The 19,642-nt window shown below is 39.6% G+C and carries 22 protein-coding genes; 12 read left to right on the forward strand and 10 right to left on the reverse strand.

Annotated elements, in window-relative coordinates:
- Positions 1-11: 11 nt before the first annotated feature.
- From J1G40_RS09725 to dnaA, 3 genes are read right to left on the reverse strand one after another with little or no spacing between them, the layout of a single operon-like run.
- Positions 12-734: an SAM-dependent methyltransferase gene (locus J1G40_RS09725; RefSeq protein WP_414855667.1), complete on the reverse strand. Its 723-nt coding sequence runs from the start codon at positions 732-734 to the stop codon at positions 12-14.
- Positions 734-1,198 (reverse strand): low molecular weight protein-tyrosine-phosphatase, encoded by a 465-nt coding sequence (locus J1G40_RS09730; protein ID WP_265242438.1) that lies wholly within the window; start codon positions 1,196-1,198, stop codon positions 734-736. Before J1G40_RS09730 ends, J1G40_RS09725 begins: the two co-directional genes overlap by 1 nt.
- An 8-nt stretch (positions 1,199-1,206) precedes the next feature.
- A complete protein-coding gene (gene dnaA / locus J1G40_RS09735) occupies positions 1,207-2,631 on the reverse strand; it encodes a chromosomal replication initiator protein DnaA (RefSeq protein WP_265242439.1) in 1,425 nt (474 codons plus the stop codon).
- 209 nt (positions 2,632-2,840) lie between these two features.
- Between dnaA and J1G40_RS09740 the strand changes: the two genes are divergently transcribed.
- Positions 2,841-3,242, forward strand: a complete 402-nt coding sequence (locus J1G40_RS09740; RefSeq protein ID WP_265242440.1) for an acyl-CoA thioesterase — start codon at positions 2,841-2,843, stop codon at positions 3,240-3,242.
- 2 nt (positions 3,243-3,244) lie between these two features.
- Here the strand turns inward: J1G40_RS09740 and J1G40_RS09745 are convergent, their stop codons facing one another.
- The 4 genes from J1G40_RS09745 to ribD are packed head-to-tail and all read right to left on the reverse strand — an operon-like array spanning position 3,245 to position 6,436.
- A complete protein-coding gene (locus J1G40_RS09745; RefSeq protein ID WP_265242441.1) occupies positions 3,245-3,859 on the reverse strand; it encodes an IMPACT family protein in 615 nt (204 codons plus the stop codon).
- A gap of 10 nt (positions 3,860-3,869) precedes the next feature.
- Positions 3,870-4,754 (reverse strand): DMT family transporter, encoded by an 885-nt coding sequence (locus tag J1G40_RS09750; protein WP_265242442.1) that lies wholly within the window; start codon positions 4,752-4,754, stop codon positions 3,870-3,872.
- Position 4,755: 1 nt separating this feature from the next.
- On the reverse strand, positions 4,756-5,358 hold the full coding sequence (locus J1G40_RS09755) for an HAD family hydrolase (protein ID WP_265242443.1): 603 nt from the start codon (positions 5,356-5,358) through the stop codon (positions 4,756-4,758).
- Positions 5,351-6,436 (reverse strand): bifunctional diaminohydroxyphosphoribosylaminopyrimidine deaminase/5-amino-6-(5-phosphoribosylamino)uracil reductase RibD, encoded by a 1,086-nt coding sequence (gene ribD / locus J1G40_RS09760; RefSeq protein WP_265242444.1) that lies wholly within the window; start codon positions 6,434-6,436, stop codon positions 5,351-5,353. Before ribD ends, J1G40_RS09755 begins: the two co-directional genes overlap by 8 nt.
- A gap of 184 nt (positions 6,437-6,620) precedes the next feature.
- Between ribD and prmC the strand changes: the two genes are divergently transcribed.
- From prmC to J1G40_RS09780, 4 genes are all read left to right on the forward strand, one after another.
- The gene (gene prmC, locus J1G40_RS09765) at positions 6,621-7,505 is read left to right on the forward strand and encodes a peptide chain release factor N(5)-glutamine methyltransferase (protein ID WP_265242445.1); all 885 of its coding nucleotides are present in this window, start codon (positions 6,621-6,623) and stop codon (positions 7,503-7,505) included.
- A 146-nt stretch (positions 7,506-7,651) separates the two neighbouring features.
- The gene (gene ligA / locus J1G40_RS09770; RefSeq protein ID WP_265242446.1) at positions 7,652-9,649 is read left to right on the forward strand and encodes an NAD-dependent DNA ligase LigA; all 1,998 of its coding nucleotides are present in this window, start codon (positions 7,652-7,654) and stop codon (positions 9,647-9,649) included.
- Between the two features lie 4 nt (positions 9,650-9,653).
- A complete protein-coding gene (locus J1G40_RS09775; protein ID WP_265242447.1) occupies positions 9,654-10,244 on the forward strand; it encodes a M23 family metallopeptidase in 591 nt (196 codons plus the stop codon).
- Between the two features lie 107 nt (positions 10,245-10,351).
- Positions 10,352-11,587: a cation:proton antiporter gene (locus J1G40_RS09780; RefSeq protein ID WP_265242448.1), complete on the forward strand. Its 1,236-nt coding sequence runs from the start codon at positions 10,352-10,354 to the stop codon at positions 11,585-11,587.
- 123 nt (positions 11,588-11,710) lie between these two features.
- On the opposite strand, the gene J1G40_RS09785 is transcribed toward J1G40_RS09780, so the two are convergent.
- Positions 11,711-12,475, reverse strand: a complete 765-nt coding sequence (locus tag J1G40_RS09785) for a hypothetical protein (protein WP_265242449.1) — start codon at positions 12,473-12,475, stop codon at positions 11,711-11,713.
- Positions 12,476-12,540: 65 nt separating this feature from the next.
- On the opposite strand from J1G40_RS09785, the gene J1G40_RS09790 reads away from it, so the two are divergent.
- Positions 12,541-12,906 (forward strand): hypothetical protein, encoded by a 366-nt coding sequence (locus J1G40_RS09790; protein WP_265242450.1) that lies wholly within the window; start codon positions 12,541-12,543, stop codon positions 12,904-12,906.
- 60 nt (positions 12,907-12,966) lie between these two features.
- Here J1G40_RS09790 and J1G40_RS09795 read toward each other — a convergent pair whose 3' ends face one another.
- Together J1G40_RS09795 and J1G40_RS09800 are read right to left on the reverse strand one after the other, a co-directional pair.
- Positions 12,967-13,878 carry a metallophosphatase gene (locus tag J1G40_RS09795; RefSeq protein WP_265242451.1) on the reverse strand — a complete coding sequence of 304 codons (912 nt, stop codon included), beginning with the start codon at positions 13,876-13,878 and terminating at the stop codon, positions 12,967-12,969.
- Positions 13,878-14,645 carry a 5'-nucleotidase C-terminal domain-containing protein gene (locus J1G40_RS09800; RefSeq protein WP_265242452.1) on the reverse strand — a complete coding sequence of 256 codons (768 nt, stop codon included), beginning with the start codon at positions 14,643-14,645 and terminating at the stop codon, positions 13,878-13,880. Before J1G40_RS09800 ends, J1G40_RS09795 begins: the two co-directional genes overlap by 1 nt.
- A gap of 66 nt (positions 14,646-14,711) precedes the next feature.
- On the opposite strand from J1G40_RS09800, the gene J1G40_RS09805 reads away from it, so the two are divergent.
- The 6 genes from J1G40_RS09805 to J1G40_RS09830 all read left to right on the forward strand — a co-directional run bounded on the left by J1G40_RS09805 (position 14,712) and on the right by J1G40_RS09830 (position 19,615).
- Positions 14,712-15,251, forward strand: coding sequence for a DUF6913 domain-containing protein (locus tag J1G40_RS09805; RefSeq protein WP_265242453.1), 540 nt, complete (start codon positions 14,712-14,714; stop codon positions 15,249-15,251).
- Between the two features lie 74 nt (positions 15,252-15,325).
- Complete coding sequence (gene dapA / locus J1G40_RS09810; RefSeq protein ID WP_265242454.1) at positions 15,326-16,216, forward strand: 4-hydroxy-tetrahydrodipicolinate synthase; 891 nt, start codon at positions 15,326-15,328, stop codon at positions 16,214-16,216.
- A 143-nt stretch (positions 16,217-16,359) separates the two neighbouring features.
- A complete protein-coding gene (locus J1G40_RS09815) occupies positions 16,360-17,190 on the forward strand; it encodes an outer membrane protein assembly factor BamD (protein ID WP_414855665.1) in 831 nt (276 codons plus the stop codon).
- On the forward strand, positions 17,187-17,522 hold the full coding sequence (locus J1G40_RS09820; RefSeq protein WP_265242456.1) for a DNA-directed RNA polymerase subunit omega: 336 nt from the start codon (positions 17,187-17,189) through the stop codon (positions 17,520-17,522). The genes J1G40_RS09815 and J1G40_RS09820 overlap by 4 nt, the downstream gene beginning before the upstream one ends.
- A 1-nt stretch (position 17,523) precedes the next feature.
- A complete protein-coding gene (gene coaBC, locus J1G40_RS09825; RefSeq protein ID WP_265242457.1) occupies positions 17,524-18,729 on the forward strand; it encodes a bifunctional phosphopantothenoylcysteine decarboxylase/phosphopantothenate--cysteine ligase CoaBC in 1,206 nt (401 codons plus the stop codon).
- Positions 18,722-19,615, forward strand: a complete 894-nt coding sequence (locus J1G40_RS09830) for a DUF4835 family protein (protein ID WP_265242458.1) — start codon at positions 18,722-18,724, stop codon at positions 19,613-19,615. Before coaBC ends, J1G40_RS09830 begins: the two co-directional genes overlap by 8 nt.
- The last annotated feature ends 27 nt before the right edge of the window (positions 19,616-19,642 follow it).

Raw genomic sequence — 19,642 nt, forward strand, 5'->3', positions numbered from 1 at the left:
CTGGGGTTTTTTTATGCCTGAATAATAAATATAGACGGTCTTTTGTGTAAACTAACAGATGTGTTTTGCCACTCTTCTACGGTCTTAGTAATAATTTCCTCTGTAGCTAAGGTAATATCCGTGGCAACACAGAGATAGGTGTTTTTTGCAAGGGTTTTTAGAAATTCTGAGAGCAGCGCATCATTTCTATAAGGGGTTTCTATAAAAATCTGTGTTTGTGCCTTTTCCCTGGAAAGCCGTTCCATTGCTTTGATCTCCTTTTTTCTTTCACTGTTATCTATGGGTAAATATCCATTAAAAGCAAATTGCTGTCCGTTCAGACCGCTCGCCATTAGAGCCAGGAGAATAGATGAGGGGCCTACCAAAGGCACTACTTTTATTCCTCTTTGGTGGGCTATAGCAACCACATCAGAACCAGGATCGGCTATTGCCGGGCAACCGGCTTCCGATAGTACACCAATATCTTCACCAAGATCACAGGGATCCAGGAATGATGGGATAGAGCTTGGTTCAGTAAATTTATTTAGTAATTCAATGTGTAAAGCTGGTTGTGATTTTCTGGGACTGATTTTTTTTATAAACCTTCTGGCAGTTTTCTCATTCTCAACAATAAAATAATCTATGTTTTCTATGGCACGCTTAATAGATATCGGCAGCACCTCTAACGGCTCGTTATCCCCTAAAGTCGTTGGAATTAAATACAAATTTCCGCGAATACCTTTTTTCTTTGCCATCATTTTTCGTGCTTATGAATGCGAGCTGAAATGGCTTCACATGCCGCTGAGATCATTTGGAAAACATGCTCAAAGCCTTTATCCCCTCCATAGTATGGGTCCGGCACTTCTTTTGTTTCCAGGTTTACTTCCTCTAAGAGCAATTTAAGCTTTTTAACTTTATCTGATGTATCTGCCAGGCGCAGTATATTTTCGTAATTACTTTTGTCCATGGCATAAATGATATCAAAATTATCAAAATCTTCACGGACAAATTTTCTACAGCGCTGATAGCTGATATCCAGACCGTATTGGCGTGCTATAGCAATTGACCTTGGATCTGGTTTTTCACCAATGTGGTATCCTCCGGTACCAGCAGAGTCGACAAAAACCAAATGCGGGTCGACCTTACTTTTTAAAATACCTTCGGCCAACGGTGACCTGCAAATATTTCCCAGGCATACCATTAAAACTTTGGTTCGCATTTTAAGGCTTAAGAAAATTTCTTGGTTAGATCTTCAATATACTTTCGGAACTGCTTGTCGGTTTCCGCCAGATTATCAACAGTTTTACATGCGTGAAGTACCGTGGCATGGTCTCTTTTACCGATTTGAGAACCAATACTCGCAAGGGAAGCTTTGGTAAATTTCTTGGCAAAAAACATAGCCAATTGTCTGGCTTGTACTATATGTCTTTTTCTAGTTTTTGATTGCAGTGTGGCAACATCCATTTCAAAGTAATCAGAAACCACCTTCTGAATATAATCTATGGAAACTTCGCGTTTGGTGTTTTTCACAAATTTTTCAACCACCTGCTGCGCAAGTTCCAGAGTTACTTCCTTTTTGTTGAAAGACGATTGTGCAATCAGAGATATTATGGCACCTTCTAATTCTCGAATATTGGTTTTGATGTGTTTTGCAACATATTCAACAATATCGTCGGGCATTTCCACCCCGTCTCTGTAAAGCTTATTTCTAAGGATAGAAATTCGCGTTTCATAATCGGGATTCTGCAGTTCCGCAGATAGCCCCCATTTAAACCTGGATAACAATCGCTGCTCTATATCCTGCATATCTACAGGAGCCTTGTCAGAGGTCAGAATTACCTGCTTTCCATTCTGGTGTAAGTGGTTAAATATGTGGAAGAAAACATCTTGAGTCCCGGATTTGCCAGATAGAAATTGCACATCATCTATAATTAGCACATCTATCAGCTGATAAAAGTGTATAAAATCGTTACGTGTATTCTTCTTGACAGATTCTATATATTGTTGTGTAAATTTTTCCGCCGAAATATATAAAACAGTCCTTTCCGGGTACTTGTCTTTAATTTCAACCCCTATTGCATGGGCCAGGTGTGTTTTACCTAAACCTACGCCCCCAAAGATTAGTAAGGGATTAAATGAAGTGCCTCCGGGTTTGTTGGCAACAGCCATTCCTGCGGATCTTGCCAGCCTGTTAGAATCCCCTTCAAGAAAATTATCAAAATTATAATTCGGATTTAACTGCGATTCTATTTTGATATTCCTGATACCAGGTATTACAAAAGGATTTTTAAGCTCGGGATTCTTGGATTTAATTGGGACATCCATTTCCTGAGAAGAAACACCACCTCTGTTAGAACTGGGAATTTGTTCTGTAAATGGCTCCCTGTTACCATAGGTATTCTCCATTTTAATAACGTAGACCAATTTGGCATTTTCACCCAGTTCTTTGGTCAGGGCAACCTTTAGAAGCTTCACATAGTGTTCCTCTAACCATTCGTAAAAAAATTTGCTGGGTACCTGAATACTAAGGGCGTTGTCCGCTAACTTAACCGGCTTAATTGGTTCAAACCAAGTTTTGAATGCCTGCGGTTGGATGTTATCCTGGATAAAAGCCAAACAATTGTTCCATACGGAAATAGCAGTAACACCCATTTTTAAGCTAGTCTATTATTTGTTGGTTAGTGACTATGTTAGTTTGTTGTGGAAAGGACAGCTTTGCCAGCCTTTTTTTAGTGAGACAAATATGTGAACAAATTATTTAATAAAAAAATCATTTTGGGTTGAATTTCCCCTTTTTTTTTTGCATGTTCAACCTCTCACTGTGGTAACCTCTTAAATATATAATTTTTACCTGAAATTTCATGCATTTTAACAAAATATCTTTTAGGGTTCGTTATTCGGAAACTGATCAAATGGGAGTGGTATATCATGGCAATTATGCGCAATACTTGGAGATGGGAAGGGTTGAGTGGTTAAGGTCATTTGGAATTTCCTACAAAAACATGGAAGAAAACGGTGTAATGCTTCCCGTAATTTCCTTAAGTATAAATTTCAAAAAATCAGCGGTTTATGACGACCTCATTACCGTAGTGACCAAGTTAAAGAAAACACCCTCCGTCCGGATAGAATTTGACTATGAAATTTATAATGAAGACAATGAAATTTTAGGAGATGCAAATACCGTTTTGGTTTTTATGGATATGGTAAAAAAGCGGCCTATAAAATGTCCGGATTATATTCTGGAGCATCTCGAAAATTTATAACACTACCCGGACCGCTTTACTGATATTTTATGTAAAGCCTCAAAAAGAGATACTATGGCATCTACATCATTCTGCCTTACAGCAATTTGAATGGAACATTCCAATTCCATTTGTTGTGATATAATTTCCAGCTGCTGCTTTTTTATCAACCTCATTACTTTGTCTAATTCAGCATACGGAAATTGAAGCCGAAGTACAACCTTTAAGGTTCTGTTTACAATAGTTGCATTCTCCAGAGCCATTTGGGCAGCACTTTTATAGGCCTGTATTAAACCGCCTACACCAAGCTTGCTTCCGCCAAATATCCGAGCTACGGCCACCAACACATTCGTGACCCCATAGGCCTGTATTTGCCCATATATTGGCATTCCGGCAGAATTATTGGGTTCTCCATCATCATTGGCCCGGTAATGCTTATCGGATATTCCAAGTTGCCATGCATAACATACATGATTGGCAGCAGGATGCATCTTTCGCAAGGATTGAATTAATGGCTTTACCTGGGTTTCATCTTGTAAGGGAAAGGCATAACCATAAAATTTACTCTTCCGGTCTTTATATAGTACTTCTTCCGACGGGCTGTTTATAGTCTTATAAATGTCTGAAGTTTTGCCCATAGAGATTATCTTAAAACAGGTTGTTAAGCTTTTCGCCTAAAGCTACCAGAACGATGCTTATTACCGCCATGGTTATTCCTGCCCAGTTTTTTTTGCTTATCCGCTCTTTAAACAAGGCAATACCCAACAGGGTAGTGAACATTACGATGGCCACATTGTTTATGGTAAAAATAGAGGCGCTGTTCAGTGTGGCATGCTGCAATGCCCTGAGCAAGAAATAGATCGAAAAAAAGTTTGGAACTCCCAATATAAGACCACCAAGAATATTTCTGAGATTAGATTTAATGGGAGTCTTGGGCAGTCGGATGAGAATAAAAATTAAACCTGAGAGTGCAGCAGAACCAAATACTAATGCTGTGAATATTGGAAATTCTATCTCCGGAACCAGTGCTGCTTCAAAATATTTTATACATACATCTATAATCCCGGAACCCATAAATACTAAGAGAGGGAGAATAAGCGTACTTCGTTTTATGCTTAGCGACCTATCACGTACAGAAGCAAAGTATACAGCAGCCAATGCCAGAAGAACCCCTATAATCTTAATGACTCCTAATTCCTCCTTGTATAGGAATACCCCAAATAAAACCGGTATTACTAGAGACATTTTGGTAGCTACAGAGGCTACCGAAACCCCCAATTGCTGAGAGGTTTTTGCCATTATATTGAAAACTACAATAAATAGCATCCCTAAAGCCAAAGCCCCATAAAACCATGGTTTTTCCGGAAATTCGGTAATAGTAAGCTGGCCCTCAAAACTAAGTACTCCTACAATAAATGCCGTTACATAATTAACTATAATGGCGTAAAGTGTTTGCACTTTGTAAACCTCGAAGAGTTTAAATATTACAAATATGAGACTGGAAAAAAATATGCTCAGGGCAAGATCTAACATTTTATAATCTGGATTTTAGATCAATTATATCCTCAACACCTACTTTGAGATGCCAGGCATTTATATTCAATGTCTTTGCCGCCTCGGTATTTTCCAAAGTGTCATCGATGAACAGGGTTTCCTGGGGAATTAAATTATGCTGTTTCAGTACATATTCAAAGATCTCTACATCCGGTTTTCTCATACCAATTTCATGGGAAAGATAAAACCCCTCAAAGCAATTCTTAAAACGAAGAAATTTTTCCTGCCCCATTATTTTGGTTACATGCGGAATATGAAGGGCATTGGTGTTGCTTAATAAATACATGCGATATTGACCACTCTGGCTAAGACCTTCAAGGAATTCTAGCCGATAATCCGGGAAATCTAGTAACATAGAATTCCAAACTTCCTGTATTTCTTGGCTACTAACCCCGTTAATACTCGATGTTAAAGTATCCAGAAATTGAGCAGAAGAGATTTTACCGATCTCATAGGAGTTATTCAAAGCAGTGAGATTGGCAGAAGTACGCTTCAATCCATATTTTGATATGGCTTTTATAACCACTTCTTTGTCCAAATTGATAAAGACATCCCCAAAATCAAAGATGATATTTCTAATCATTAAGAATAATTTTTACCTGATCTTCCATTATGTTGTACTCACTAATAATATTACCACTCAAATGAGGTGCTTTTAATCCTTTATCCATATTAGTACACCCGGTTAGGACCCTGGCTTCATCCCACATCCCGGAATTGATAAAAGTACTAAGTGTCCGGGCGCCTCCTTCAATAATTATACTTATTATTTTATGCTTGAAAAGCAACTCAGCAATTTCAATGGCGAGATGATCATTAAAATCTATCTGCTCATAAATGATTGTACTCTTTGGGTCATTTGTTACTATTTGCTGAGTTATAATAAGGGTTTTTACCTTATTGTCCAGCACATTATAATCCCCCTTTATTTTTAAATCCTTATCCAGGATAACACGTATAGGGGAATTTCCATGCCAATGTCTCGTTGTCAATTCAGGATTATCTTCTAAGACCGTATTGGTGCCGACCAAAATTGCCTGTTCTTCACTCCTCCATTTATGTACCAATTGTCGTGACCGTTTGTTCGTAATCCAATAGGGCTGGGGTGCGTCAAATCGCATTGAACTTTCCGGAGCCATAAATCCGTCAGAAGATTGCGCCCATTTCAATATAATATATGGACGTCTATCTTCCTGGAAGCGAAAAAACCGTTTATGATGGTCCCGGCATTCGGCCTCCAGGACACCCAGGGTTACGTTACAGCCAGCTTGTCGAAGTTTAGCAATCCCTTTTCCGGCAACTTTTAGATGGGGGTCACTACAACCAATTATAACATTTGCGATACTGTGTTTAATAATTAGATCGGCACAAGGAGGTGTTTTGCCAAAATGAGAGCAGGGTTCAAGGGTGACAAATAAGCTGGCCTCAGAGAGTAGTGATTTGTCTTTTACCGAAGCTATAGCATTCACCTCTGCATGAGGTCCGCCATATGGGCTTGTATAACCCTCACCTATAATCTTCTGTTGATGCACAATAACACAACCAACTGCCGGGTTGGGGGCAGCTTTACCCAGGCCATTTTTTGCTAATTGCAAACAGCGAAGCATATATATTTCTTCTATCGAATTCTTTTGCATATCAGAAGTTGCTGCCAATTGCATTTTTATCCTTTCTAATCGCTCTCAGTTTTTAAGATTGTGAGCTTTTCACGTATCTTCACACCGCAAAAATAGAACTTTAAAAAAGAAAGGTATTTCAATAATAAAATCTAAATTTTTGCCAGCGTATTTGTTTGTGACCAATGCATAATTCTCAGAAAAATAAATTCTAAAGCAGTTCCTTAGCATGCTATTAAAGGAAATTAAGAAAGTATTTCACATAGAATTAGACGCTCTTTACTCCAGGGATGAGGTAGATAGTTTCTTCTACATACTCATAGAGCACTATCTGCATTTAGAACGTTTTATATTGGCCTTGAATCCCCAGCAGATGGTTACCAAAGAGGAGGAGCAACCACTTTATGAAGCCCTGTCCAAATTAAAATCTGAAATTCCCATACAGTATATAACAGGCGAAACAAGTTTTATGGACCTTACATTTGAGGTGGACCAAAATGTATTAATACCCCGTCCAGAGACCGAAGAACTGGTAAAGTGGATTATTTCGTTATACGGAAGAAAGCAGCGACCAGATCATGCAGCTTTGAGAATTTTGGATATTGGAACCGGCAGCGGTTGTATTGCTGTTGCTCTGGCAAAAAACATTGCAAATTCAGAAGTCCACGCCCTTGATCTATCTGCGAAAATATTAAATATCGCAGCAGCAAATGCCAGGCGAAATGAGGTACACATAGCACTTGTCGAAGCCAATATATTTGAAGTTGATAAACTAGATGAAAAGTTTGATATTATTGTCTCTAACCCTCCATATGTCAGGGAATTAGAAAAAAAACAAATGCATAAAAATGTACTGGATTTTGAACCGGAAACGGCCTTGTTTGTAAAAGATGATGCCCCACTGATTTATTATGAAAAGATTGCACAAATGGCCACTGTTAATTTAACAAATGGCGGAATGCTCTTTTTGGAGATCAATCAGTATCTTGGTGAAGAAACTGCCGCGGTTTTAAGGCAGTACGGTTTTGTTGAAATTGAGATGAGAAAAGACCTTTTTGAAAATAACAGGATGCTGAAGGGAAGCTGGAAACCTGGAGATAAGGATGTGGAGTAAAAACAGCTTTCGATAGAAGAGATGAGTACAGATGATATAAGCAGGGTAGTGTATCAAATAGGCTTTATTACTATATTATTGGCTTTTAGATTTAAAATATGAATACGGTGAGATCAGCATTTCTGCCCCGATAACTATTACATTTAATGTTAGACATAAAGACACGGATTACCGCGCTCAGGCAAGAATTAAGAGAACATAACCATAATTATTATGTCCTGGACGCCCCTGTAATTTCAGATTACGACTTTGATATGAAATTGAAGGAATTGCAAGAACTGGAACGTTTGCATCCCGAATTTCAAGACCCATCCTCTCCAACACTAAGGGTTGGAGGGGCGGTGACCAAGAATTTCAATACGGTGGTACATGAGCAGCGAATGTATTCATTAGACAATTCATATTCCAAAGATGAACTACTGGATTGGGAAAAAAGGATACAGCGGATTCTTGGCGATGTTGCCGTGACATTCACTTGTGAATTAAAATATGATGGCGCCTCAATTAGCTTATCCTATGAGAATGGGCAATTGGTCAGGGCAGTAACACGTGGCGATGGTTTTCAGGGCGATGATGTTACTACTAATATTAAAACCATTAGATCTGTTCCACTTCAATTACAAGGAGATTATCCCGTGAAATTTGATATCAGAGGAGAGATTGTTTTGCCTCTTGATGGTTTTGCCAAAATGAATGAAGAACGTAAAGAAAATGGAGAGGATCCTTATATGAACCCCAGAAATACGGCTTCTGGCAGTTTAAAACTTCAGGATAGTGCACTTGTTGCGCAACGACCACTGGAGTGTCTTTTATACAGTGTAGTAGGCAGAGCATTACCCATGTCCTCTCAATTTGAAATGCTGGAGAAGGCCAGAGATTGGGGATTTAAAGTGCCCACCGTTGCCAAGTTGTGTTCCTCAACCGAAGAAGTGATGAATTTCATCTCACATTGGGATTTACATCGCCATGAGCTCCCTTATGAAACAGATGGAGTGGTAATTAAAGTAAATAGCTTACAACATCAGGAAGAATTAGGATATACTGCCAAATCCCCAAGATGGGCACTTGCCTATAAGTTTAAAGCAGAACAGGCCAGTACAGTTTTAAACGAAATCACCTATCAGGTGGGCAGAACCGGAGCAATTACCCCTGTGGCCAATTTAGAACCGGTATTGTTGGCAGGTACTACTGTAAAAAGGGCCTCATTGCACAATGCAGACCAGATAGAAAAGTTGGACGTCCGTGAAGGTGATACGGTTTTTGTGGAAAAGGGCGGGGAAATTATTCCGAAAATTATTGGGGTTGATTTTTCCAGGAGAGATGTGGATTCCGCCGCCACAAATTATATTACAACTTGTCCGGAATGCGGCACTACACTGGAGAGACAGCCGGGTGAAGCTCAGCATTTTTGTCCTAACGATACAGGTTGTCCCCCTCAGATAACAGGGCGAATACAACATTTTATTTCCAGGAAAGCTATGGATATAGAAGGTTTAGGAGGGGAGACCGTTGAATTGTTGTTTAAGGAAGGACTCATTTCTAATTATGCAGATCTATATACATTAACTAGGGAACAACTTCTTCCTCTGGAACGTATGGCAGAAAAATCTGCTGATAACCTTGTTAGCGGGGTGGCTGCTTCAACGAAGATACCCTTTGAACGTGTTTTGTTCGGCTTGGGAATTCGGTATGTGGGTGAGACCGTGGCAAAAAAACTGGCCAAGGCATATAAGAATATAGAGGCCTTATCTCAAGCTTCCCAGGAGCAATTAACAGCCGTAGATGAAATAGGCGACCGAATTGCCGAAAGTGTGGTGAAGTTTTTTAATAACCCAACGAATATTGAAATCCTGGACCGACTTAAAGCTTATGGCCTGCAATTTTCACTCTCTGAGGAACAATTAGAAAACCAAACAGAGGTATTGAAAGGCCAGAGTTTTGTGGTATCGGGAGTATTTATCAGACTGAGCAGGACAGAATTAAAAAAACTAATAGAGGACAATGGGGGGAAAGTGAGTTCTTCTATCTCCTCTAAAACCAGCTTTGTTATAGCCGGTGACAATATGGGGCCCAGTAAGAAAACAAAGGCCGAAACTTTAGGGATTCCGATGATTTCTGAAGATGAATTTTTAGCCATGTTATAGGATAATGATCACCAAAACTACACAGCGATTTTGGGCTGCCCTGGCATCTATCTTTTTATTGCTCTGGAGAGACAGGCGAACCCGTAGTTGGCTATTGGGTCCATTGGCGGTTCTGCTGTTGGGATTCTTTCTTCCTCAAAGGATGGTGATTCCTGTAAAGGGAGCAACTACTCAGAATTGGGATATCAATTCTTTTTGGGCCTATCCCTGGGGTACTTCTGTTACCCATAAGGGGATAGATATCTTTGCAACCAGGGGTGCCGATGTAATTTCAAGTACCTACGGCATAGTAATTTATACCTACGAAGGAGGAAAAGGGGGTAAGTCGGTTATGATTCTTGGGCCGAAATGGCGGTTCCACTACTACGCTCACCTGGATGCATTTTCGTCCTGGCCATTACAACCCGTGCGCGCAGGGACCAAAATAGGAGTTGTAGGTGATACCGGCAATGCCAGGGGGAAGCCGCCCCATTTGCATTATGCCATTACTACTCCATTTCCTTATCCGAAATTGTACGATTCCAAAGCAGTACAAGGCTGGCGAAAGATGTTTTATTTGAATCCGGATACCTGGCTTCGTAAACCAAAACACTAAATATATAGTTACCCCCCAGACAATTTAAAACGAATGTTAATCGGAGACCGGATTATGAGAAGTACAAACTATTATTGCATTTTTGCATTCAGATAAACAAGCAGATTATGGATTATTTTATTATTGCGGCCGTTCTAGTTTTTCTCTCAGCAGCTTTTGGCTACCTCAATGTTCGCTTTTTAAAGCTTCCCAACACTATTGGTCTAATGGTAATCACAATTGCCTTTACTTTTGCTGTGTTTGTCTTGAGTTATTTTGATGATACCTTATTAAATGCAGAACGGTACATCATCACTCATATAGATTTCAAAACCCTGCTCTTAGATATAATGTTAAGTTTTCTGCTTTTTGCGGGGGCGCTGCACACTAATTTCGACGAGCTAAGAAAATTGCGATGGCCAATAATTATGTTCTCCACAATAGGGGTGCTAATATCCACATTTTTGGTGGGCACAGCTATGTATTACTGTTTTCAGTTATTCGGATTCCATATAGATTACATTTATTGTCTTCTTTTCGGGGCATTGATATCACCAACAGATCCCATTGCTGTATTGGGCATATTGAAGAAAGCCGGGGTGCCTAAAAAGCTGGAAACCAAAATTGTGGGAGAATCCCTGTTCAATGATGGAGTAGGGGTAGTGGTTTTCCTGACAATTTTTCAGTTTGCATCTTCCCCGGAAGCCGGGGTGGGAGTTTTAGAAGTCCTTGAACTTTTTGGAGTTGAGGTAATTGGGGGTCTGCTATTTGGATTAGTTCTGGGGTGGATAAGCTATAGGCTGATGAAGTCTATTGATGACTACGATATTGAAGTGATAATTACACTAGCCGCTGTCATGGTTGGGACGGTGATTGCTCAGTACCTGCATTTGTCGGCTCCATTGGCTATGGTTGCAGCCGGATTGATGGTGGGGAACGAAAAATTGAGGAAAACTGCCATGTCCGAGGAAACCAAAACCTATGTAGACAAGTTTTGGGAATTGATAGACATTCTTTTAAACACTTTGTTATTTGTTTTAATCGGTATGGAAATCCTGGTATTAACTTCTGATATAAATTATATCATAGCCGGAATTATTGCAATACCTATAGTGTTGATATGCAGATTTTTATCACTTCTGATTCCTATAGGATTTTTTAAAAAGAAACTAGACTTTGTGCCCAATACGGGATTAATAATGACCTGGGGCGGATTAAGAGGAGGCATTTCTATTGCCCTGGCACTTGGCCTTACACAAGATATGTACAGAGAACTTTTTCTTGTGATTACCTATATTGTAGTTGTGTTTTCAATTATAGTTCAGGGCCTTTCGGTAGGGAAATTAGTTAAAAAAGTCACTTGAAAAACAGTCTTGTTAAATAACCGTCCTTTGTAGTGAATAATGAAGATGGTTTTGTCATCTACTATAATAAAAAAACCCTCTTATTTGTAATTAAGAGGGTTCTATACTTGGTAATTCTAAGAATTAGTCACCGCTGAGTTCCTTGTTGTATACCCAGATTTCGTCCCAAACGTTTTCAAAAGTAGCCTCTCTATTTCGGGTGAAGGCATTCCAGGCGCTTGCCCCGTGTACCTTATCAAATGACTCCCTGAATTTCCATGGTTTTTCAAAATCGGTCCAACTTTTGTGAAAAGAAACCGTTGCGATATGCCTTCCGATATTTCCTTGCTGAAATTCATTGAAATAGATACCCCATGGGTGTTCCCCTTCCATGGCTTTTATTGTTTCACTTACCATTTTAAAATGACGTTCAACTCCAAAACCTTTTCCTGGATTTATCTCCCAATATCGGGTAAATAAAATAGGAAAAGCAGAAGGGTCACCGGCCGTCATTGCGGTATTGGACAGCTCAACATCTCCTTCCCAATATTCCCCTTGCTGTGTCTTTTTGATGTAAGGCATTATATTGTCTCTCCAGTCTTCATCATGACCTCCTGCCGCCGGCCTGGCATCCAGGTGACTGTATTTAAGAGGTCCCATGATCCAAACCATTTTTCCGGTATCCGGCCCTGTGGTAATATTGTAAACAGAAGCACTATAAGGCCCTTCCTTATGATACTTTTGATTGTGTTTTTTCATATTCTCGCCCAGCACCTTAAGTTTGGTGTTATCTGGAACAAGCAATATGGTTTCCCAAATGGGTTCTTCGGCATCCTGACCAACTACTTGATCAACATTTCCTAGAAGGAATAAGGTGCTTAATGACAAAAAAAGAAGTTTTCGTAACATATTGGTGAGTTTAAATTAGGTTGATTATTGGTTGCTAATAAATGTAATGTTGCCTATTTTGTCAATTGATAAAGGACGAAAATGTTAATTTAATGTCCGGGGCCCGGCTTTTATTTACCGGTATTAGTACAATGATTCCAAGAGATTACACCTTATTTACAGAAACCCTGAAAAATAGTGCGCCTGAAGCATCGTGGCCAGAGGCACTACGGGCGGTTTGGTTTGAAGCCAAGGGCGATTGGGAAGCTGCCCATGACATTGCCCAGGAAATGGATTCCCCTATAGGAAGCTGGATTCATGCATATTTACACAGAAAAGAAGGGGATCAATGGAATGCAGGATATTGGTATAGAAGAGCCGGAAAATCATTTCCTTCAATTCCCCAGCAGGAAGAGTTAAGACAATTGGTAGAGGCGGCTTTAAAGTTGTAAGCCCGTTAGGAGTTTTAAGTAGTATTTCATGGATGCTTTTGATGTGAATTAAATCTATTATCAAACACTTATACTAAGCCCTTCGCTTCTCATATTTTTGTTAGAATCGAAATAGAAATCTATTCTCCCTAAATTAATACCATAGCAGCCTACCTGATTTACCAGAACTTCTTTGTTGCTACTATTTCTTTTGATAACGGGCCTGTCCAGGAAAGTATGGGTGTGTCCGCCAATAATAAGATCAATATTGGCAGTTTTTGATGCCAGGATCACATCGCTGGGACGCTGCGCATTTCTATATTCATATCCAAGATGTGAAAGGCAGATTACCAGATCGCATCCTAGATCTTCTTTTAGTGTTCTACTCATATCCTGAGCTATCTCAATAGGATCCAGATATCTGGTCTCTTTATAAAGCGTTTTGGTAACCAGACCTTTGAGTGCTATTCCAAGTCCAAAAACCCCAATTTTAATGCCATTGAGAAGATATGTGGTATAAGGTTTTACAAAGCCGTCCATAACGGTGTTACTAAAATCATAATTGGCCGAAATCATTTCAAACTTTGCATGAGGCATCTGTGCAAGGAGTCCGCCTATGCCGTTGTCGAAATCGTGATTTCCAATGGTTGCAGCATCATATTTTAGCTTACTCATAAGCTTGAATTCCAATTCGCCCCCGTAAAAATTAAAATAGGGCGTGCCCTGAAAAATATCTCCTGCATCCAGGAGAAGGGTGTTGGGGTTCTCTAACCTGATCTGTTCTACCAAGGCCGCTCTCCTGGCCAGACCCCCCATATTTGGAAATGCAGCATGGTCTGCAGGAAACGGATCTATATGGCTGTGTACATCATTTGTATGAAGAATAGTAATCTGCTTAGCAGATAACGCCTTGCAGGAATTAAGAGAAAGTCCGCCGAGTCCAACATAAGCAGCCCCAGATCCGGTTGTTGTTAAAAAATCTCTGCGTTTCATTATTTATTCAATTTCATAAAACGTTGGTCTACTTTTGGTGCAATGGTATCTACTTTCGAAAAATAATCTATCATGGCATTGCGGATCAGGTAATTGGTCTCTGTAATTTCCAATCCGTCCTTAAAAAACCCCATATTGTCTCCGCCTTCTACTAAATAATTGGAGGTGGCCACATAATAGATTCTGTTTTCATCAAAAGGCGCACCTTTAATATTCACAGATCGCAGGCTTCCGTCTTTTGTCAAAATAATTTGAAGCCCGGCAATAGGGTGTGCTCTTCCGGAATTGATTAGAAAACTTATGAGATTACGAACAGACTTCCCATTAAGGGCAACCACTACAATTGTATTTTCGAAAGGCATTACTTCATAGGCCGTTCTGGCTGAAACATTACCTTCAGAAATAATACTGCGGATGCCACCATGGTTAAGTACAACAAAATCTATCTCTTTTAGAGCTCTTGATCTGAAGATGGGGTTGGCTTGTTCCAATACAATATCAGCCATTAAATTCCCTGCTGTCGTATTGTACCTGCCATCACTTTTGGTAATGGCAAAAGGAGCATAGGATAAGGTGCTGTCTAAAACTTCATTTACCCTTTTTCTATACGGGGAAATAAAATCCTCAATAGAATCTGTTGGCCTGATAGCATCATTTATGGTGAGTTGCTTTCCCTCTATACTTCTTAGAGATGGAGGCTGCTGCCGACAGGAATAAACAATAAGGATTGTTATAATTATAACAAATTGTTGTATTTTTAAATTCATTTTCCTGTTTATCTTCGCTTAAGAGTTGCTTGGATATTAATTACATTTGTATAAATGTAAATGTACATGTTTTTAAAGGGACTCAAAGATAAATTTAAATACAAATCCGGTCTTAAATTTTTAAAGCAAGAGCTTAAAAGTCCACCGGAAATTATCGATCGTTCTGGCGGAATTAGCCAGATCGGAGTCATAGTGGACATGGACGAGTTTGAAAAGACCGAATTATTTTACGAGTTTATTGAGGATTTTAATTTGCGTCCGAATGCGGTAAAAATTATAGGATATAAAAGTTATTACGACAAGAATTCACCTTATGCAACACCGGTTTTTTCGGATAAGGACCTTGGCTGGAATGGGGCGATTGAAAATAGTTACGCCCTGGAGTTTTTAAGCAGGGAATACGATCTTCTTGTTAATTATTATTCTAAAGACCGCTTGCTGCTTAAGTTAATGACTATTAAGACCAAAGCTCGGATCAATGTAGGGTTTCCAGAAGTGGACAGGCATTTAAATGACCTGATTATGGAAACGTCTATAAAGGATTTTAAAACATTTAAACAAGAGCTCAGGAAATACCTGGGTGTTTTAAATGAGATAGAAGTCTAGTGCTAATTTATATAATACTGAAATCGACTCGCTTTTGGCTAAGGCCGTTAGTACGTTAAAATGATTTTTAAGTGATGAAACAGTTAGAAGGAACAGGTGTAGCAATAATTACCCCGTTTAAGCCAGATTTATCCGTAGACGAGGCGGCGTTGAGAGCAGTAGTTAGACATTGTATCGATGGTGGAGTAGATTATCTGGTAGTTTTGGGAACAACAGGAGAAACTGTAACTCTGGGCAAGACAGAAAAGCAGTTGGTGATGAAAACTGTGGTTTCAGAAAATCAGGGACAACTACCTTTGGTGGTAGGAATCGGAGGAAATAATACAATGCAGATCGCTGAAGAGCTAAAAAGCACCAATTTAGAACACTTCTGCGCTATATTATCAGTATCGCCAGCCTACAACAAGCCTACACAGGAAGGTATATATCAGCATTTTAAATACTTAAATCAGGTAGCTCCCAAACCCATTATAATGTACAATGTCCCGGCGAGAACGGGCAGTAATATGTTACCACAAACCGTACTGCGCCTTGCAAATGATTGCGATAAAATTGTAGGCATTAAGGAGGCATCCGGCGATATGGACCAGGTGAGAGCCATAATAGAAAGTGCCCCCGACCAGTTTAGTGTTATTTCCGGAGATGATTTTACAGCCTTGTCCACGGTCCTGGCAGGAGGAATAGGCGTTATATCGGTATTAGGCCAGGGGTTACCCAAAGAATTTTCAAAAATGATTGCACTCGGTCGCCAGGGAGATGCCCATGAAGCTACCAAAATACATCACGCATTAAAAGATGGAATGGACCTTATTTTCCGGGAAGGCAATCCTGCCGGAATAAAGGCGATATTTGAGATATTGGGGCTGGCTCATGCCGGGGTAAGATTACCTTTGGTAGAGGCGTCAAAGGATTTGAAGCTAGAACTCTCCTCATTTATGAAGTCTTTTTCAAAGATTCATGCCTGAACAGCACTTAAAAACTTGCGTTAAAAGTTAGCCAAATTGGCTGGGCAGGAGCAAGAAACTGACTATTTTAGCGTTTTCATCTATTAGTAAAAGAAGTTTTTTATTCCGTCAATATTCCCTAATTTTGCAAAATGTTTTTTAAAATGAGGCAAATTTTCATTCTTTTGGCACTGAGCGCTTTAATGTACTCCTGCAATGAGTATCAGAAAGTATTGAAGAATACAGATACTAAGGCTAAATACGACCTTGCCCAGAAGTATTATGATGAAGGGGATTTTAAAAGAGCAAATCGTCTTTTTGAGCAGATCTCTCCTAGATACGTAGGAAAACCTCAGGGAGAAAGAGTAATGTTCTTCCTTGCAAATTCTTATTATAAGATCAGGGATTATAATTTTGCCGGCTACCAATTCGAAAGATTTCTTAAATCATATCCAAAGAGTGATAAGGCCGCTGAAGCAGCTTTTCTGGGAGCTAAAAGTTATTACATGCTTTCCCCCAGATATTCATTAGATCAGACCGATACTGATAAGGCATTGGGAAAATTGCAACTTTTTATCAATGCTTATCCTGAATCTGAATTTCTGGCCGAAGCCAACATAATGGCCCAGGAGCTCACCACCAAAAAAGAGCGCAAGGCATTCGAAATTGCCAAGCAGTTCACTAAATTGGGTAAATCATACATTCTGGATTACAATATATCCGCAATTGCGGCTTTAGACAATTTTATTTCTGACAATCCCGGATCTATCTATAGAGAGGATGCCTTGTACCTTAAAGTGGAGGCGACTACAAATTTAGCATTGAATAGTACGCTGACAAGAAAGTCGGAACGGTTGCAAACTGCCAAGTCTGCATATGATAATTTAATGAAGTACTATCCGGAAAGTAAATATGCCAAGGATGCAGCAAATTTGGTAGAAAAAGTGAATAAGGAGCTGCAAAATTATTCTGAACTAGAAAACCTTTCAAAATGAATATGAACGATTTAAAGAATTCTAACGCTCCGGTATCAACTGTTACGGTTAATAGGAACGAGTTTGACGAAAAAACCGATAATATCTACGAAGCCATTTCAATCTCGGCTAAAAGAGCTATTCAGATCAATTCTGAAATCAAAAAGGAACTTCTTGAAAAACTAGAGGAATTTGCTACTTATAGTGATAGCCTGGAAGAAGTATTCGAGAATAAGGAACAAATAGAAGTATCTAAGTTTTATGAAAAACTTCCTAAGCCACACGCACTTGCAGTAATGGAATGGTTGGAAGATAAAATATACTACAGGAATACAGAGAAAGACGAACAGTAGGATGTTAAGCGGCAAGAACATCCTTTTGGGGATAACCGGAGGTATCGCCGCCTATAAAACTACCTTTCTTGTTCGATTATTGATAAAAGCCGGGGCTCAGGTTAAAGTTGTTTTAACAGAGAGTGCCGGTTCTTTTGTTTCGCCACTAACCTTGGCAACCCTATCCAAAAACCCTGTTTTAAAAAACTTTGTTCAGGAAGATAAAGAAAGTGTCGACTGGAACAACCACGTTGAACTTGGGCTATGGGCCGACCTTATGATAATTGCACCGGCCACGGCAAATACATTGTCTAAAATGTCCAGTGGTACTTGCGACAATCTTTTATTAGCGGTTTATTTATCGGCAAAATGCCCTGTATTTTACGCCCCGGCCATGGATCTCGATATGTACAAGCATCCTTCGACCAAAGCAACTTTTGAAACCCTGGAGGGTTTTGGAAATATAATGATCCCGGCGACCAGTGGCGAATTGGCCAGTGGCCTGCACGGTGAGGGCAGAATGGCAGAACCGGAAGATATCCTTACTTTTCTTCAGGAATACCTCTCTAACGGGCTGCCTCTTAGCGGTAAAAAAGTAGTGATTACCGCGGGACCCACCTTTGAAGCAATAGACCCCGTTCGTTTTATAGGTAATCATTCTTCAGGCAAGATGGGGTATGCTCTGGCAGGCGTTGCAGCAGATTTAGGAGCAGAAGTGGTTCTGGTATCCGGCCCCTCCCACTTAAGCGCTGAGCATCATTTAATAACCTTGATAAGGGTGGTATCTGCTGAGGAAATGTATCAGGAAGTACATAAACATTATGATCAGGCAGATTTTGTTATTTGCGCCGCTGCTGTGGCCGACTACAGACCTGCTAAAATAGCTGATCAAAAAATTAAAAAGGCTGAAGACAAACTAACGATAGACCTGGTCAAAAACAAAGACATATTGCTGTCATTGGGTGAGAAGAAGAAAGATCAATACCTTGTTGGATTTGCATTAGAAACCCAAAATGAGATTGAAAACGCTAAAGGGAAGCTTAAAAAGAAGCATTTGGATGCCATTGTTTTGAATTCTCTAAATGATGAAGGGGCAGGCTTTGGTAAAAACACCAATAAAATATCATTCATAGATAAGAATTTGGAGATAAAAACGTTTGATGTAAAGACCAAGTCAGCTGTTGCTGTTGATATTTGGAATGAAATTCTTAAAAGGAAAGATGCGTAAAATTCTTCTGCTATTTATGAGTTTGGTATACGGCACATTGATGTATGCTCAGGAACTCAATTGCACCATCACCGTTAATTCTGATCAGGTTGGGCAGACCAATCAGCAGATCTTCCAGACCCTGGAACGCTCTTTAAACGATTTTGTGAATAAAAATGTTTGGACCAACAGGGTATATAAGGAGAACGAACGTTTAAACTGCCGGATGTTTATTATTGTTACAGAATATGAATCTAACCGGTTCAGTGCAAATATTCAGTTGCAATCCTCCAGACCTGTATTCAACACTTCGTATGAAAGTCCCATCTTTAATTATAAGGATGATAGCTTTAATTTTGAGTATATAGAGTTTCAACCTCTGGTATACAACAGGAATAATTTCGATTCTAACCTGGTGGGAGTCATTTCCTATTATGTCTATATCATGTTGGGCCTGGATGCAGATACTTTTTCATTAGAGGGAGGAACAGATTATTACAAACAGGCACAACAAATTGTAACTCAGGCGCAGGGAAGTAACTTTGCAGGATGGAGCCAGTCTGCCACAGAGAATAGGACCAGATTTGAGCTGGTAGACAACCTGACTTCTAACACTTTTAGGGAATACAGGATAGCCATGTATAACTATCATCGTAAAGGATTGGATATTCTGGGCGACAATAATAGTACTGGTAAGCAGGTAATTTCGGGTTCTATGCGTCTGTTTGAGACTTTAATTAAACGTCGTCCGAATGCCTTTTTAATCCAGACTTTTTTTGATGCAAAATCTGAAGAGATTCGCAATATCTTCTCCGATGGTCCCAAGGTAGATATCGTAAAACTAAAAGAAACCCTGAATAGGGTAGCTCCTTTTTATTCCGGTACCTGGAACGAAATACAGTATTAGCTGTCTTCCCACAGAAATTAAAATACT

Source organism: Muriicola sp. Z0-33, from assembly GCF_026126425.1.
GTDB lineage: Bacteria > Bacteroidota > Bacteroidia > Flavobacteriales > Flavobacteriaceae > JAFMPW01.